Raw genomic sequence first — 17,962 nt, forward strand, 5'->3', positions numbered from 1 at the left:
GGCTTTTTCCGCTTTATAAACCATAAAAATTACGTTAAAAAGCGTGCTATTTACGACCAAATTAGGATTGTAACTTAATTTTCACATACATTTGTAAACGCAAAATTTTAAGAATGTCGAAGAATCTAGTTATTGTTGAGTCACCTGCTAAGGCAAAAACCATAGAGAAATTTTTAGGAAAAGATTATAAAGTAGAGTCCAGTTTTGGGCACATTGCAGATCTACCATCTAAGGAATTAGGAGTTGATGTTGATGGCGATTTTATGCCAAAATATCAAGTGTCAAAAGATAAAAAGGATGTTGTAAAAAAATTAAAAGACTTAGCGAAGAAAGCAGACATTGTATGGCTAGCGAGTGATGAGGATCGAGAAGGAGAAGCAATTGCTTGGCATTTAGCTGAGACCTTAAAATTAGATAAAGAGAAAACAAAGCGTATTGTTTTTCACGAGATTACAAAGTCGGCAATTAATAAAGCGATAGAAAATCCAAGAAGTATCGATTATAATTTAGTAGATGCACAACAAGCAAGGCGTGTATTAGATCGTATTGTTGGTTATGAATTATCTCCTGTTTTATGGCGTAAGGTAAAAGGAGGGTTGTCTGCAGGACGTGTGCAATCTGTTTCTGTACGTTTAATTGTGGAACGTGAGCGCGATGTACAAGCCTTTGAAGCTAAAGCATCTTATCGCGTAGATGCTGAGTTTACCAATGAAAACGGAAATTCGTTTAAAGCAAAATTACCTAAGAATTTTAATTCAGAAAAAGAAGCATTAGAATTTCTTAATAATAATACAGGAGCAACATATCAGGTTTCAGATTTACAAAAGAAACCTGCTAAGAAATCTCCAGCAGCACCATTTACAACGTCAACACTTCAACAAGAAGCATCACGTAAATTGGGATATTCGGTAAGTAGAACGATGTCTAATGCACAACGTTTGTATGAAGCTGGTCTCATTACTTATATGAGAACAGATAGTGTTAATTTATCTGATGAGGCTAAAAAAGGAGCAGAGAAAGAAATAATTTCGGCTTACGGATCAGAGTTTAGTAATCCTAAAAACTATAAAGGAAAATCAAAAGGTGCGCAAGAAGCTCACGAAGCTATACGACCAACAGATTTTTCTAATCATACTGTTAATGCAGAACGTGATCAAGCAAGATTGTATGATTTAATCTGGAAACGTGCTATCGCTTCTCAAATGAGCGATGCTAAATTAGAACGTACGAATCTAAAAATTCAGATTAATGCAAAAAATAAAATTAGCGAGCAGTTTACTGCGAATGGAGAAATCATCACTTTTGAAGGCTTTTTAAAAGTATATTTGGAAGGTACTGATGATGAAGACGCAGAACAAGAAGGTATTTTGCCAGATTTAAAAGTTGGTGAAGCACTTAAAAATAAATACATCACAGCGACAGAACGTTTTACTAGACCACCAGCAAGATTTACTGAAGCATCGTTAGTTAAGCAATTAGAAGAATTAGGTATTGGTCGTCCGTCAACATATGCGCCAACAATTTCTACAATACAAAATAGAAATTATGTTGAAAAAGGAACGCATGAAGGTGATGAAAGAAAATACAAACAGTTGGTATTTGAAGATCAAAAGATAAAAGATAATACACTTTCTGAGCAAACAGGATCTAATAAAGGAAAATTAGTGCCTACAGATATAGGAATGATTGTTACAGATTTCTTGGTAAATCATTTTGAAAGCATTTTAGATTATAACTTTACTGCTAAAGTAGAAGATAAGTTTGATGATATTGCAGAAGGAAAAGAAGATTGGCGAGAAATGATGAAAGATTTCTACAAAGGGTTTCATCCACAAGTAGAAGATGTGCAAGAAAACGCCGAACGTGAATCTGGTGAACGTATTCTAGGGACAGATCCTAAAACGGGTCGTCAGGTCAGTGTGCGTTTAGGTAAATTTGGACCAATGGTGCAGCTTGGTGTCATGGAAGATGAAGAGAAACCGAAGTTTGCTAGTTTGTCTCCAGATCAACAGCTAAATTCTATTACTTATGATGAAGCAATGGATTTGTTTAAGCTTCCAAAAGCTTTAGGTCATTATAAGGAGGAAGAAGTAGAAGTGAACAATGGACGTTTTGGACCTTATGTGCGTTTTGGTAAAAAGTTTGTGTCTCTACCAAAGGGTGTTGATCCTTTAAGCGTAGATATGGATGAGGCAATGATATATATTAAGGAGAAAGAATTAGCAGATGCTCCTATATATATGTACAAAGATTTAGAGGTAACTAAAGGTAAAGGACGTTTTGGACCGTTTATAAAATGGAACAACATGTTTATCAACGTTAATAAAAAATACGATTGGGATAATTTATCAGAAGAAGATATTGTGACTCTAATTGAAGAAAAGATTCAAAAAGAGATTGATAAAGTTATACATAACTGGGAAGATGAAGGTGTACGTGTTGAGAAAGCGCGTTGGGGAAGACACAATATTATAAAAGGCAAGCAAAAAGTAGAGCTAGCCAAAACTGTAGATGTTACTAAAATGACTTTAGAAAAAGCATTAGGTATTCTCGAAAAAAATGCACCTAAAAAGAAGGCGCCAAAAAAGAGAGCTACAAAAAAGAAGACTACAGCAAAAAAGAAAACGACAACTAAAAAGAAATAATAAACTATGAATTTTAATTTTTTAACGCCTGTATCAGATGCGGTTTTGGCTCACAATGAACTAACAGCGCAACAATCACTAGGAAGAAAAATTAAAATACATTCACGCCAAAACGGACTACCTGATTTAGAAGGTGTACAATTAGCAATTATTGGCGTACAAGAAAATAGAAACGACGTTAATTATATTGGTGCCAAAATTAATTTTGATACTATCAGGAAAACTCTCTACACATTATTTCCTGGTAATTGGCACACAACATTAGCAGATCTTGGTGATATAGAACCAGGTGAAACAGTTGAAGATACTTATTTTGCAATCCGTACTGCAATAGCAGTTTTAGTAGAAAAAGATATTATACCTATTATTTTAGGGGGAAGTCAAGATTTAACTTACGCTAATTATAGGGCATATGATGCTTTGTTGCCTATGGTAAACATTGCAAGCATAGATACTAATTTTGATTTAGGTGATGCAAGTCTTCCTATTAAGAACAATAGTTATGTTGGTAAAGTAATTGTTGAGGAACCTTATAATCTCTTTAATTATGCAACAATAGGATATCAAACTTATTTTAATTCTCAAGAAGAATTAGATCTCATAGAAAAGTTGTACTTTGAAGCCTACCGTTTAGGAGAGATATCTGGAGACATTAATAAGGTAGAACCTTTATTAAGAGATGCACACATTGTATCTGTAGATTTAAAATCTGTAAGAGCAGCTGAGGTTAGTGATAACCAAAAATATTCGCCCAATGGATTTTCAGGTAAAGAGATTTGCGCTATCAGTAGATATGCAGGTATTAGTAATAAGGTATCGTCGTTTGGTATTTATGAATATCATGGGTCAAAGAACGATAATGCAACATCTATGTTAGTGGCTCAAATGATATGGTATTTTATAGAAGGTGTTAATTGTAGAGTAAATGATGATTCATTTAAAGACGAAAAGTATTATCAGAAATACAATGTATTAGTTGAGGATGATGAATTAATATTTTTCAAAAGTTTAAAAACTGGGCGTTGGTGGATTGAAATACCTTTTTTGCCAAATGTTAATAATAAATTAAAAAAGCATACGTTATTACCATGCATGCACTCCGATTATGTGTTAGCAACGCAAGGTGAAATACCAGAACGTTGGTATAAAGCTTACAGGAAGAATAGCTTCTAATTTGTGCATTTTGTCGGATTTTTACGTTTTTTCAGTCGACGAAATGCTTATTTTAAGGATGAAATGCAAAAAAAATGAAAAAAAAGTTGTTTATTCGAAAATATATAAATATGTTTACGACCTCAAAAATAATAATGACTAATTTAACCTCGAGTTACTATGAATATTAAGAAGTTTATTTTACTAACCGCAGTACTAGTTTTGGTAGCCAGTTGTAATTCTGGAGACCGTGGACAATTGGTAGGAGTCAAAGGTAAAGCATGGCATCCAGAAAAGCCATATGGAATGACACTTGTTCCAGGTGGAGCTTTTATTATGGGTAAATCTGATGATGATTTAGCTGGTGTACAAGATGCACCTACTAGAACAGCAACCGTTCGTGCATTTTACATGGACGAAACAGAAATTACAAATAGCGAGTATCGCCAATTTGTAGAATGGGTAAGAGATTCTATTCTAAGATTAAAATTAGCTGAAATGGCTGACTTAGAAGGAAAGACACCAGGAAGTGGAGATATTGGAGAATTTGCATATAAAGATGCAAACCCAGAAGATCTTAACGCTTACGAGAGCTACATGCAAAATACCTACGGCAATGAGCAAAGAAAAATTAATCGTGACGTTGAGTTATTTTTAGATACAGATGATTATCCAGATGAATTGTACGCAGAGGTTATGGACGGTATGTATTTACCTTTAGAAGAGTCATATAATGGACAACGTACTTGGGATGTGAAACAATTTAAGTTTCAGTATACCTTTATGGATATCCAAAAAGCAGCGAAAAACAGAGGTCTTAAGCGTTCTGAGGTTGTAGTTCAACAAGAAGTTGAGGTATATCCAGATACTACAGCTTGGATTAGAGATTTTGCATACTCTTATAACGAACCAATGCACAATGATTATTTCTGGCATGATGCTTATGGCGCATATCCAGTAGTAGGTGTATCTTGGAAACAAGCACAAGCCTTCTGTCAGTGGAGAACATTATATCACAATGCGGATAGAAAGAAAAGAGGTGTACACGCTGTAAATTCTTATAGATTACCATCTGAAGCTGAGTGGGAATATGCTGCTCGTGGAGGATTACAAGGTGCCTCATATCCTTGGGGTGGACCTTACACTAAAAATGATAGAGGTTGTTTTATGGCAAACTTTAAACCATTACGTGGAGATTACGCAGCAGATCAAGCTTTATATACAGTAGAAGCTGATGCTTATGATCCAAATGATTTCAACCTATATAACATGGCTGGAAATGTTTCAGAATGGGTAAATGGTTCTTACGATCCTGCATCATATGAATATGCATCGTCAATTAATCCAAATGTAAATGATCCAAACAATGCTCGTAAAGTAGTAAGAGGTGGATCTTGGAAAGATGTTGCTTACTTCTTACAAGTAAGTTCAAGAGATTACGAATATGCAGATTCTGCAAGAAGTTATATCGGATTTAGAACAGTTCAAGATTACATGGGAACTGAAGTAACGAATAACACAGCAACTAATAAATAAAACTTAACTTAAACTATATATTAATCCCAAATTGAGTCTAACAACCAAACTCAATTAAAACTAAAATTTAAAATCATGGCACAAAAGAAATTATCAACAATGAATATGGTCTACGGACTTGGAGCTGCAATTGTAATTATTGGAGCATTATTCAAAATCCAACACTGGCCTTATGGTTCTGCTATCCTTACTTTAGGAATGATTGTTGAAGCAGTAGTATTTACAATCTCAGCTTTTGAGAAACAAGGAGATGACTTAGATTGGTCATTAGTTTACCCTGAATTAGCTGGTGGTCAGTCAGCAGGTGGTAAAAAGAAAAAAGCAATAGAAGAGCCTAAAGATGCTGAAGGTTTATTATCTAAAAAATTAGATAACTTATTAAAAGATGCAAAAATTGATGGTGCTTTAATGGCAAGTTTAGGAGACAGCATTAAAAACTTTGAAGGTGCAGCAAAAGGAATCTCTCCAACTGTAGATTCAATGGCAGCACAAAAGAAATATAGTGAAGAAATGTCTTTAGCAGCAGCTCAGATGGAATCTTTAAACAGTCTTTATAAAGTACAAATGGACAGTGCTAACCGTCAAGCAGCTATTAACGAAGAAGCTGTTGAAAATGCAACTAAATTAAAAGAGCAAATGCAATCTTTAGCGTCTAACCTTTCATCTTTAAATGGTGTTTACGGTGGAATGTTATCTGCAATGAATAAAAACTAATTGGTTTTATAATCGATTTAATTAATAAACAATTAAAAACTAATTAGAAATGGCAGGAGGAAAACAGTCCGCAAGGCAAAAAATGATTAACCTAATGTATTTGGTATTTATTGCAATGATTGCAATGACAATGTCAAAAGAAGTATTATCTGCATTTGGTTTAATGAACTCTAAATTTGATAGCGCTAATGAATTAGCAGCTACTTCAAATGAAGGTATACTTTCTCAACTAGAGAAAAAAGCTGAGGAGAAGCCGCAAGAATTTGCTGTAGTAGCAAGTAAAGCACAACAAATTAGCAAAGTATCTGATGCTTTTTACAAGTTTATCGAATCTGTAAAAGAGGAAGATATTGTTAAAAAAGGAGGATACATTAGAGAAGAAAATGGTCAGTTACCTTACGAAGAAATGGATAAAGGTGATAAACTTGATGAACTTTGGTTTACGGGTGATCGTTATACTAAGCGTGGTGACGAGATCGTTGCAGCAATAGCTAAGTATAAAACTGATATCAAGAAGATCGTTGGTGATGATGTAAAATGGTCTAAAGTAATTGAAAGTTTTGAAAAGCGTTTCAGTTTAGAAGAAGTTGTAGATAGTGAAGGAGCAAAGAAAAAATGGTTAGATTATCATTTTCAAGGCTTCCCAGCAATTGCATCTTACACTAAGTTAACTGCTATGCAAAATGATATTAAAGCTACTGAGACTAATATGTACAATGGTTTCTTAGGAAACTTAGTAACAGAAGCAGTATCGTTAAAAAACTATAAAGCTATTGTATTAGCTGATAAGTCTGCATTTTTTGCAGGTGAAAAGTTTCAAGGTAGAGTTGTATTAGGTAAATATGCTAATGTAACACCTACTAAATTAAGTGTTCAAGGTCAAGAAATTGATTTAACTAACGCTATTGATTCTACTGGAGCGGCAAAATTAGATTTCAGTGTTGGTAATGTTGGTGAGCACCAAGTTGAAGGTAAATTTACTTTTATTGAAGACGGAAAGCCATTAGATATTCCAATTATAGGAAACTATGTTGTTGTACCAAGACCAAACTCTGCTACAATATCTGCAGACAAGATGAACGTTGTTTATCGTGGTGTTGCTAACCCAATGACTATTTCTTTTGCTGGTGTCCCAGATAATAAGGTTTCTGCAAGTGGAGCTGGTTTATCTAAAGCTTCAGGTGTTGGAAAATACTTAATGAAGCCAGGTTCAGGTAGAGAAGTAACTATTAATGTTTCTGCTACTTTAGATGATGGTTCTAGAGCTAGTGATCAACAAACATTTAGAATTAAAGATATTCCTAAGCCTACAGGTACTATATCTGGTAAAGATGGTATTGTAAAATTACCTAAGCGTAACTTAGAGATTGGTACAGTGGGAGCTAAATTAGAAGATTTCGTATTTGATTTACCAATTAACGTAACATCTTTTAAAGTAAAAGTTCCTGGTCAGCCAACTGTAATAGTATCTGGTACTAAGATGAATAGCCAAGCAAAATCAGCAATTAAAAGAGCACGTAAAGGTGACGTTGTAACGATTTTTGATATCAAAGCTAAGATTCAAGGAAATGCTTCTTACAGATTAAAAGGAGTGTCACCAGTTGCTGTTGAAGTAACGAACTAATTGATAGAAGTATCAATAAAATAAAATCCCAAATTATAATAAAAAATAAGATGAATTTAAAAAGCTTTTTATGTATAGGAATAGGCGTGTTAGCTGCAAACACTATGTTTGCGCAGGCTAATATCCTAAATGCAAAAATACCAGAAGAAATTGGTATGAAAACTGAAGCGCAGTTACTTCTAGATAACGACAAGCCTTTAGAATATGGATATGTTGGTGATAGAGATATCTTATTTTCTAAAATGACTTGGGAAAAGATTGTCTTAGACGAACGTGCTAACTTTCCATTATATTTTCCAATTGAAGATAACTTAGGTGATGATAGAAAATCATTATTTAAAGTATTAATGTCTAACATTGAAGATGGTACAATTCCAAAGGTATATGCAGATGCATATTTCACAGAAGAACGTACTATGGAAGATTTAGCACCAGCTTTAAAAACAGAATTTATTACTGATGAAGGTATTGAATGGATGAATGCCGAAGGTGTATCAGATACATCAGAAGTTCCTGAAGAATATGTTATTCGTCGTGAAATTGGAGCAGCAGATATCAATTCTTATTTAGTTAAAGGATTATGGTATTTTGATAAGCGTCAAGGTGAATTAAAGTATCGTATCTTGGCAATTGCACCTGCAGCGCCAGATGTTAACTTTATTGATTCTGATGATGAAGCTAATAAAGAACCAATAGGATTATTTTGGGTGTTTTTTCCAGAAATCAGAGACATTCTTCATGAAGCTAAAGCATTTAACAACAAGAACAGTGCAGTGCCACTTTCATTCGATCACTTATTAAACAGTAGACGTTTTAGTGGAGTAATCTACAAAGAAGAAAATGTTTATGGTGATAGAGAAGTTAAAGAATATGTTGCTGAAAATGCATTAATGCAGCTGTTAGAATCTGAGCGTATCAAAGACAAAATCAGAAATTTTGAACAAGATATGTGGAGCTACTAATTAGCTACAACATAAAATATATAAAAGCGCTCACTTATTAAGTGGGCGCTTTTTTTTGCAATCATATTATTGTTATTACTAAGGTGATCAGCGAATAGAATTATTTATTTTTGCATGTATGAAAGAAGTAGATTACATCATCGTTGGTTGTGGGTTAGCAAGTATTGCGTTTTGCGAAGTATTACAGAAAGAAAATAAAACCTTTCGCGTGTTTGATGATCAATCTCAAAAATCATCTATTGTTGCTGCAGGATTATATAATCCTGTAATCTTGAAGCGTTTTTCAGAAGTTTGGAAAGCTAAGGAGCAACTCGCCATTGCAATTCCTTTTTATTCTAGCTTAGAAAACAAATTAGATATTTCCATAGATTATAAACTTCGAATTTTAAGGCGTTTTACTTCTATTCAAGAACAGAATAAATGGTTTACAGCAAGTGACAAACCGAGTCTAGAAGACTTTCTTTCTACTGTATTAGTTAAAAATGATAATGATTGTATTGATGCAACTTTAGGTTTTGGTGAAGTTTTGCATGCTGGTAGAATAGATACTAAAATGCTTATTAATGGTTATCGTGATCATTTAAAGGAAAATGATAGTATTGAGGAAACCACATTTGAACATAATAAGTTACAAGTTCTTTCAGAATTTGTTACCTATAAGGACATAAAAGCCAAACATATTGTATTTGCAGAAGGTTTTGGTGTTAAACAAAATCCCTTTTTTAAAGAAATACCGTTAACAGGGTCAAAAGGCGAAATAATTACCATTAAAGCAGTTGACTTACAAATTGATTATGCTATAAAATCTTCTGTATTTATTATTCCACTTGGAAATGATTTGTACAATGTTGGAGCCACATATAATAATGACGATAAAACTAACACACCTACAGAGAAAGCAAAAGAAGAACTTATTTCAAAATTAAAAACCTTTTTAAAATGTGATTTTGAAATAGTGAAGCACGTTGCAGGTGTAAGACCAACAGTAAAAGATAGAAGACCTTTAGTTGGTAGACATGCTGTACATAAAAATTTATATGTGTTAAATGGATTAGGTACGCGAGGTGTTATGATTGCACCTTATGTGGCAGGTAAATTATTTCAACTTATTGAAAATAATCACGCTCTAGATTCTGAAATTGACGTGAATCGATTTTAGTATCTTAAATTCTAAAGATGAAGTTGAAGCTTTTTACAAATCCGTTAAGCTTTACTTTTTTCTTTATCATAACTTATAAAAAAGTTAATCCATATGTTGCGAGAAAGCCGCATTATTATAGGCATAAACACCACTAGTGTTACAATAATTGCTATAAATGCAGTAATAACGGAAGATTCAAAGATAGAGTAGCTAACTACAAAAGCAGTTACTGCAAAAGCGACAGCTACAGCGTAACTTACATACATAGAGCCATAAAAGAATGAAGGCTCTATTTCATATTTAGTATTACAATGAGAGCATGTCTCATTCATTTTTATAATTTCTGATAGTGCGTATGGGTTTTTATTCACGTACATAGATTCTTGATGACATTTGGGACATGCACCAAAAAGAATACTATATAATTTCATTCCTTTTCTAATCATAATTAAACCTTTACTTTTGCATTTTTAAAAACAATACAAAGATAAAATTTAAAAATCCTTGTATTGTAACAATTGTAACTTAATTAAGTGCATTGTCATATTCTAAATTCTTATGTTAAATATCCATAATCTTTCTATATCATTTCAAGGAGAATACCTTTTTGAAGAAATTACATTTAAACTGGGTCTTGGAGATCGAATAGGTTTAATAGGTAAAAATGGAGCTGGTAAATCTACTATGCTTAGAATTTTATCTAAAGAACAAGAAGCCGATTCTGGTCAGATTGCTGCAGATAAGGATATGAAAATTGGGTTTTTAAAACAAGATATTGATTTTGATTTAGGAAAAACCGTTTTAGAGGAATCGTATCAAGCTTTTAAAGAAATCAAGAAGTGCGAAGCACAATTAGAAGAGATTAATACACAGCTAGCTGAGCGTACAGATTACGAAAGCGAATCGTATAACCAACTTATGATTGATTTAAATGACGTACAACATCAGTACGAGATTTTAGGTGGTTATAATTATCAAGGTGAAACAGAAAAAATTCTTCAAGGTTTAGGTTTTAAGCGTGAAGATTTTGATAAATTAACAGATACGTTTTCTGGTGGATGGCGAATGCGTATAGAATTAGCAAAGCTTTTACTTCAAAATAATGATTTGTTACTTTTAGATGAGCCAACGAATCACTTAGATATTGAATCTATAATTTGGTTAGAAAACTTTTTAAAAGGTTACAGTGGTGCAGTAGTGATTGTATCTCACGATAAAATGTTTTTAGATAATGTTACCAACAGAACTATTGAAATTTCATTAGGTAGAATTTACGATTACGCTAAACCATATACTCAGTTTTTAGCTTTACGTAAAGAAATGAAAATTCAGCAATTGGCGGCACAAAAGAATCAAGAGAAACAAATACAACAAACCGAAAAGTTAATTGAAAAATTTAGAGCCAAAGCTTCAAAAGCAACGATGGCACAATCGCTAATTAAAAAATTAGATAAGATTGATAGAATTGAGGTGGATGAGGATGATAACAGCGTTATGACCCTTAATTTTCCGGTCTCAGTAACACCCGGAAAAGTAGTTGTAGAAATTGAAAATGTTTCTAAAAAATACGGCGATTTACAAGTGTTGCATAATGTAAATTTGTCCGTGCCAAGAGATATAAAAACGGCCTTTGTTGGTCAGAACGGTCAAGGAAAGTCAACTTTAGCAAAAATTATAGTTGGTGAATTAGAACATGAAGGTAAGTTAAACCTAGGTCATAATGTGCAAATTGGTTACTTCGCACAAAACCAAGCTGAGTATTTAGATGGTAATAAAACTGTTCTAGACACAATGATTGATGCTGCTAATGAAACCAATAGAAGTAAGGTTAGAGATATTTTAGGATCGTTTCTATTTAGAGGTGAAGAAGCCGAGAAATATGTTAGAGTATTGTCTGGAGGTGAGCGAAACAGATTAGCATTGGCTAAGTTGTTATTACAACCGCTCAATGTTTTAATAATGGATGAGCCAACCAACCACCTAGATATAAAATCTAAAAATGTATTAAAGGAAGCATTAATAAAATTTGAAGGCACTTTAATTTTAGTATCTCACGATAGAGATTTTCTACAAGGCTTAACAGATACGGTTTACGAGTTTAAAGACCAAAACATAAAAGAGTATTTAGGTGATATTGATTTTTATTTAGAAAAACGTAATCTCGAGAACCTACGGGAAGCAGAAAAAAGAACAGTTATTGCTAATACACCTAAAGAAAGCAATAAACAGAATTACGAAGACCAAAAGAAATTGAAATCTTTAAATAACAAGTTGAGTAATATTGAATCTAAAATTAATCAACTAGAAAAAGATATTAAAACTGATGATGTAAAATTGGCAACTGATTATGATAAAACAGCTTCAGATCCAAAGTTTTTTGATGCTTATCAGAAAAAGAAAAAATCATTAGAGCAGTTAATGGAAGATTGGGAAACAATCCAATTTCAACTTGATGAGATTTCAGGTTAACAATTAAGTTTTTTTTAACGTAGTGGCTCAAGTATATAGGTAAATTTGCAGCTTACCGACCATCTCATTATGTTAAGAAAAATTATTTTATCTGTGCTAGGCATTGCATTTCTTGTAGGTGCCTTTATTTATGCAAACTATTTAATTGATAATAAGCACAAGCCTAAACCCGTTGTACCCAAGGTTGTTAAAACCGTAATCGTAGATACGGTTAAAAATGGAATTGTTCCTGTTGTAATTTCTGCCAATGGAAATTTAAGCAGTAAACAACGTGTAGAATTATACTCAGAGGTACAAGGGATTTTTAAAGCAGGTTCAAAACTATTCAAACCAGGACAAAAATTTACTAAAGGAGAAACCCTTATACGTTTAGATGCATCAGAATATTATGCTAGTGTGCAATCTGCAAAAAGTGAATTGTATAATAGTGTAGCTGCAATAATGCCAGATTTACGTTTAGACTTTACAGAAGTGTATCCTAAATGGCAAGCATATTTAAATGGTTTCGATTTAAATAAAACAACTCCAAAACTTCCAGAGATTTCAGGTGAAAAAGAAAACTATTTTATTACAGGTCGTGGTATTGTTAGTGCATACTACAATGTTAAAAACTTAGAACAGCGATTAACTAAATATAGAATTGCAGCGCCATTTACCGGTATTTTAACAGAAGCATTGGTTACAGAAGGAACTTTAATTAGAAGCGGTCAAAAATTAGGAGAGTTTATAAACCCTTCTGTATATGAAATGGAAGTGGCTATAAGTAAATCTTATGCAGATATCTTAAAAGAAGGCGAAAGTGTTAGTTTAACTAGTTTAGATAAGACCAAAGCTTACCAAGGTATTGTATCTCGTGTTAATGGAAGTATTGATGCGACAACCCAAACTATAACTGTATACATTGAGGTAAAACACGAAGATTTAAAAGAAGGCATGTACCTTGAAGCTAATTTAAATGCTGAGAAAATTGAAAACGCCATTGAGATTGATAGAAACCTTTTATTGGACAGTCAAGAAATATATGTTGTTAACGATAGTTTGTTAGATGTTATTACCGTGAAGCCAGCTCATTTTTCTGATGAAACAGTAGTTTTAAAAGAAGTGCCAAACGGAACTATAATTTTAAAAAAGCCAGTTCCTGGCGCTTACGCAGGTATGCATGTAAAAGGTGTAAAAACTAATGTTTCAACAAATGATACGATTCAATAATGAGAAAAATAATTGAATATTTCATAAGATATCATGTTGCAGTAAATGTTTTAATAATAGCATTTATAATTTTTGGTGTAATTGGAGCAGTATCCTTAAAGTCATCCTATTTTCCGCTAACTGAGTCTAAAATCATTACGGTTGCCATAGCTTATCCAGGAGCCTCTCCACAAGAGATAGAGGAAGGAATTGTACTTCAAATTGAAGATAACCTTAAAGGATTAAAAGGCGTTGATAGAGTAACATCTACTTCAAGTGAAAATGGTGGAACTATAACCGTTGAAATAGAAAAAGGAGAGAGCTTAGATTTTATGCTGCTGGAAGTAAAGAATGCAGTAGATCGCGTACCTTCTTTTCCAACAGGTATGGAACCATTAGTAGTATCTAAACAAGAAGCCGTAAGAGAAACAATTTCATTTGCTATTAATGGTAAAGATATTCCGTTGGCAACGCTAAAGGAGTTAGCTAGGCAGGTAGAAACGGATTTGAGAGCTCTAGATGGTATTTCTCAAATTGAACTTTCTGGCTTTCCAGAAGAAGAAATAGAAATTGCAGTTAACGAACTCGATTTGCTAGCCTATAATTTAACCTTCAATGATGTTGCCGTTGCAGTAAGTAATGCAAATATTTTAGTTACAGGTGGAAATGTAAAAACCGTTGCTGAAGAATACTTAATTAGAGCAAACAACAGACAATACTATGGTAAGGAACTCTTAAATATTATTGTTAGAGCCTATTCAGACGGAAAAGTCATTCGATTAAAAGATGTTGCTGTAGTAAGAGACCGATTTTCTGAAACGCCCAATGCTACTTATTTTAATCAAAATTTAGCGGTTAATATTACTGTTACAAGTACTAATAATGAAGATTTGATTTCTTCCGCAGATAAAATTAAAGCCTATATTGAACAGTATAATCAAAAATATAATAATGTAAAATTAGAAGTAGTTAATGATAGGTCCATAACATTAAATCAAAGAACAGATTTATTAACGGAAAATGCCATTGTAGGTATGCTGTTGGTATTACTGTTTTTATCAATTTTCTTAAATACACGTTTGGCATTATGGGTTGCTTTTGGTTTACCTATATCGTTTTTAGGGATGTTTATTTTTGCAGCGCAGTTCGATGTAACCATTAATGTATTATCATTATTCGGAATGATTATTGTAATTGGGATTTTAGTTGATGATGGTATTGTAATAGCAGAGAATATCTATCAGCATTATGAAAAAGGAAAAAAACCTATCCAAGCAGCCATCGACGGTACATTGGAGGTAATTCCACCAGTGGTTTCTGCAATTATAACCACATTATTAGCTTTTTCTCTATTCTTCTTTTTAGATAGTAGAATTGGTGAATTTTTTAGTGAAGTCGCTGTTATAGTGATTTTAACCTTAGTAGTCTCATTAATTGAAGCTTTAGTGATATTGCCTGCACATTTGGCACATTCTAAAGCATTAAGAACACAGAAAGTAGATGAAAACCCATCTAAAATAAAACGATTTTTCTCATTTATGAGGGGCATTAATACTGGTGGAGATCGCTTTATGGCTTTTTTAAGAGATAAAGTTTATACACCATTACTAGATAGAGTTTTACGTTATAAAATTTTCTCTTTGGGAGTGTTTATTGCTTTATTGATATTAACATTTGGTTCGCTTGGAGGTGGAGTCATTGGTGTTACCATATTTCCTAGAGTAGCTAGTGATGCTGCCAATATAGAATTGGTAATGCCTGCAGGAACCAACGTAAAAATTACAGATTCTATTATTTCCTTAATTGAAGAAAAATCATTTATTGTAAATGAAGAACTTACTGAGAAATACTTAAAAGGATCTGGCAAACAATTGTTTGAAAATACAATAATAGATATCAGTAGTAGCTCTAGCGCAAGATTAAGAATAAACTTATTGCCAGGAGAAGAAAGGCCAGATGAGATCAAGGCAGATTTAGTTACTAATCGACTAGAGGAATTGGTTGGGCCAGTAATAGGAACCGAACGATTAATCTATGGTTCTGGTGGTAATTTTGGAGGTAGCCCTGTCTCTGTGTCCTTGCTAAGTAATAATATAGAAGAGTTAAAAGCTTCAAAATTAGAGCTTAAAAAGTATTTAGAATCTAATCCGTTACTTAAAGATATCGGTGATAACGATCCTGCAGGTATTAAAGAAATCAGATTAGAACTTAAAGAGAGTGCTTATTTGTTGGGCTTAGATCTGAGTAGTGTAATGTCTCAAGTACGTGCTGGTTTTTTTGGTGCGCAAGCCCAACGTTTTCAAAGAGGACAAGACGAAATTAAAGTTTGGGTTCGTTACGATTTAGAAAATAGAAGTTCTATAAACGATTTAGATGCTATGCGCATTGTAACCCCTTCTGGTGAGCGTGTTACTCTAAAAGATATTGCAGATTATAGTATTGCCAGAGGTGATGTTGCAATTAATCACTTAGAAGGTAAGCGAGAAATTCAAGTCTATGCAGATTTAAAAGACCCAAGTACTAGTAATACAGATATTATAGATGATATTAAAACATCTTTTATACCTCAATTACGGTCTAAATATCCTTCTATTAATGCATCTTATGAAGGGCAGAATAGAGAAAAAGATAAATTAACTGGTTCTTTAGGAGTTGCTGGTCCAATAATATTATTATTAATCTATATTACCATAGCTTTTACTTTTAGAAGTTATTCACAGCCATTTTTACTTATTTTACTAATACCTCTAAGTTTAACGGCTGTTGCTTGGGGACATTGGTTGTTAGGCTTTCAAGTTAATGTATTATCGCTCTTAGGGATTATTGCCTTAATTGGTATTATGGTAAATGATGGACTTGTTTTAATAGGTAAGTTTAATAGTAATTTAAAGGAAGGAATGGCCTTTGAAATGGCACTGTCCGAAGCTGGAAAATCACGTTTTAGAGCGATATTCTTAACTTCAGTAACAACAATAGCTGGTTTAGCACCTCTATTATTAGAGAAAAGTAGACAAGCTCAGTTTTTAAAACCAATGGCAATTTCAATTTCTTTTGGTATTGCATATGCCACTATACTAACGTTATTAGTTTTGCCACTATTCTTGTCTTTTAGTAATAGTATAAAAAAGAACGGAAAATGGTTAGTGACAGGTAAGGATGTTACAAAAGAAGAAGTAGAACGAGCAATTATTGAACAAAATGAAGCTAATGACCACTAATGTTAAAATTATAATACTTTTTATTTTGTGTCATTTGAGTATAAATGCACAAGAAATATTAACAAAAGAAGAGGCGGTATCTAGTGCTTTAGAAAATAATTACGGTGTTAAAATTGCTAAAAACGCAGTTTCTGTTGCTGATAATAATAAAAGTATTCTTAATTCAGATTTTTTACCAACGGTTTCGGCAAGTGCAGGTGCTAATTATTATGTAGATAATACAGAAGCGGAATTTTCAGACGGAAGAGATGATGCGGTTTTAAATGGTGCTGAGAGTTCTAATTATAATGCCAGTATAACTGTTAATTACACCATTTTTGACGGATTGGGTAGACGTTATAATTATAAACGATTGAAGGAACAATATCAGTTGTCCGAGTTACAAGCAAGAGAAACTATTGAAAACACAATATTGCAATTGTTTTCTGTTTATTATAATGTAGCACAACTTACGGATAATTTAAATGCCTTAGAAGAAACTTTAAATAACACAAAAGATAGGCTGCTTAGAGCAGAATATCAATTTGAATATGGCCAAAATACGAAACTAGAAGTTTTAAATGCTGAAGTAGATATAAATACAGACAGTATCAATATAATTAATACAAAGCAAGATATAAAAGTTGCTAAACGCGATTTAAAACTTGTTTTGGGAGAATCATTTTCTACAGATTTTAATGTTGAAACAGAAGTTGCTTTTTTACTAGAATTGCAAAAAGATAGTTTATTCGAAAAGGCAAAATCTCGTAATATATCATTATTGCAAACTGATAAAAATATAGCCATTAGTAAATTGGATATCAATTCGGGAAAATCAAATTATTTGCCCACTATTGATTTGTACGGCTCATACGGTTGGAATAAAAATAACAACAACGCTGTAGCTTTATTGGCAGTTTCTACGAACACAGGTCTTTCTACAGGTTTGAGTCTTAGTTGGGATATATTCGATGGAGGTTCGACTGTAACAACAATAAGAAATGCAAAATTAGATTTAGAAGCTCAAAAACTTCAAAAGGAGCGTATTTTATTAACCATTGAAAGAGACTTTAATAACGCTTGGGATAATTATCAGAACAAATTAGAGATTTATAATATACAGGAAAAGAATATCATTACGGCTCAGAATAATTTTGATCGTACCGAGGAAAAGTTCAAAATTGGTCAGGTAAATTCAATTGAGTTTAGGCAAGCACAGGTTAATTTACTTAATGCAGAATTAAGTAGAAATCAGGCAAAGTTTTCTGCTAAACTATCAGAGTTAGAAGTGCTTCAAATCAGTGGCGAATTGTTGAATATTAAGTTTTAAATAA

General features: G+C 32.9%; 12 protein-coding genes. 11 read left to right on the forward strand and 1 reads right to left on the reverse strand.

All coding sequences use genetic code 11. The features are described 5' to 3' along the window. Positions 1 to 113 precede the first annotated feature (113 nt). The 7 genes from topA (at position 114) to ACJBCC_RS01480 (ending at position 9,792) form a co-directional block, all read left to right on the forward strand. On the forward strand, positions 114 to 2,645 hold the full coding sequence (gene topA / locus ACJBCC_RS01450) for a type I DNA topoisomerase (RefSeq protein ID WP_299099295.1): 2,532 nt from the start codon (positions 114 to 116) through the stop codon (positions 2,643 to 2,645). A gap of 6 nt (positions 2,646 to 2,651) precedes the next feature. Further along, positions 2,652 to 3,818 (forward strand): formimidoylglutamase, encoded by a 1,167-nt coding sequence (locus ACJBCC_RS01455; protein ID WP_299099298.1) that lies wholly within the window; start codon positions 2,652 to 2,654, stop codon positions 3,816 to 3,818. A 159-nt stretch (positions 3,819 to 3,977) separates the two neighbouring features. After that, positions 3,978 to 5,333, forward strand: a complete 1,356-nt coding sequence (gene gldK / locus ACJBCC_RS01460; protein WP_299099300.1) for a gliding motility lipoprotein GldK — start codon at positions 3,978 to 3,980, stop codon at positions 5,331 to 5,333. Positions 5,334 to 5,408: 75 nt separating this feature from the next. Beyond that, complete coding sequence (gldL, locus tag ACJBCC_RS01465; RefSeq protein WP_299099302.1) at positions 5,409 to 6,047, forward strand: gliding motility protein GldL; 639 nt, start codon at positions 5,409 to 5,411, stop codon at positions 6,045 to 6,047. Between the two features lie 49 nt (positions 6,048 to 6,096). Then, positions 6,097 to 7,671: a gliding motility protein GldM gene (gldM, locus tag ACJBCC_RS01470; protein WP_299099304.1), complete on the forward strand. Its 1,575-nt coding sequence runs from the start codon at positions 6,097 to 6,099 to the stop codon at positions 7,669 to 7,671. A gap of 50 nt (positions 7,672 to 7,721) precedes the next feature. Further along, complete coding sequence (gene gldN / locus ACJBCC_RS01475) at positions 7,722 to 8,633, forward strand: gliding motility protein GldN (protein WP_299099306.1); 912 nt, start codon at positions 7,722 to 7,724, stop codon at positions 8,631 to 8,633. A gap of 118 nt (positions 8,634 to 8,751) precedes the next feature. Further along, positions 8,752 to 9,792, forward strand: a complete 1,041-nt coding sequence (locus tag ACJBCC_RS01480; RefSeq protein WP_299099308.1) for an FAD-binding oxidoreductase — start codon at positions 8,752 to 8,754, stop codon at positions 9,790 to 9,792. Positions 9,793 to 9,836: 44 nt separating this feature from the next. Here ACJBCC_RS01480 and ACJBCC_RS01485 read toward each other — a convergent pair whose 3' ends face one another. Next, positions 9,837 to 10,220, reverse strand: coding sequence for a DUF983 domain-containing protein (locus ACJBCC_RS01485; protein ID WP_299099310.1), 384 nt, complete (start codon positions 10,218 to 10,220; stop codon positions 9,837 to 9,839). Between the two features lie 112 nt (positions 10,221 to 10,332). Between ACJBCC_RS01485 and ACJBCC_RS01490 the strand changes: the two genes are divergently transcribed. From ACJBCC_RS01490 to ACJBCC_RS01505, 4 genes are all read left to right on the forward strand, one after another. Then, positions 10,333 to 12,243: an ABC-F family ATP-binding cassette domain-containing protein gene (locus ACJBCC_RS01490; RefSeq protein ID WP_299099312.1), complete on the forward strand. Its 1,911-nt coding sequence runs from the start codon at positions 10,333 to 10,335 to the stop codon at positions 12,241 to 12,243. 69 nt (positions 12,244 to 12,312) lie between these two features. Then, a complete protein-coding gene (locus ACJBCC_RS01495; protein ID WP_299099314.1) occupies positions 12,313 to 13,452 on the forward strand; it encodes an efflux RND transporter periplasmic adaptor subunit in 1,140 nt (379 codons plus the stop codon). Continuing rightward, positions 13,452 to 16,649 carry an efflux RND transporter permease subunit gene (locus ACJBCC_RS01500; RefSeq protein ID WP_407556203.1) on the forward strand — a complete coding sequence of 1,066 codons (3,198 nt, stop codon included), beginning with the start codon at positions 13,452 to 13,454 and terminating at the stop codon, positions 16,647 to 16,649. Before ACJBCC_RS01495 ends, ACJBCC_RS01500 begins: the two co-directional genes overlap by 1 nt. Continuing rightward, positions 16,639 to 17,958 (forward strand): TolC family protein, encoded by a 1,320-nt coding sequence (locus ACJBCC_RS01505; RefSeq protein WP_299099318.1) that lies wholly within the window; start codon positions 16,639 to 16,641, stop codon positions 17,956 to 17,958. The genes ACJBCC_RS01500 and ACJBCC_RS01505 overlap by 11 nt, the downstream gene beginning before the upstream one ends. Positions 17,959 to 17,962: the final 4 nt, after the last annotated feature.

Source organism: Winogradskyella sp. 4-2091 (genome assembly GCF_045765065.1).
GTDB lineage: Bacteria > Bacteroidota > Bacteroidia > Flavobacteriales > Flavobacteriaceae > Winogradskyella.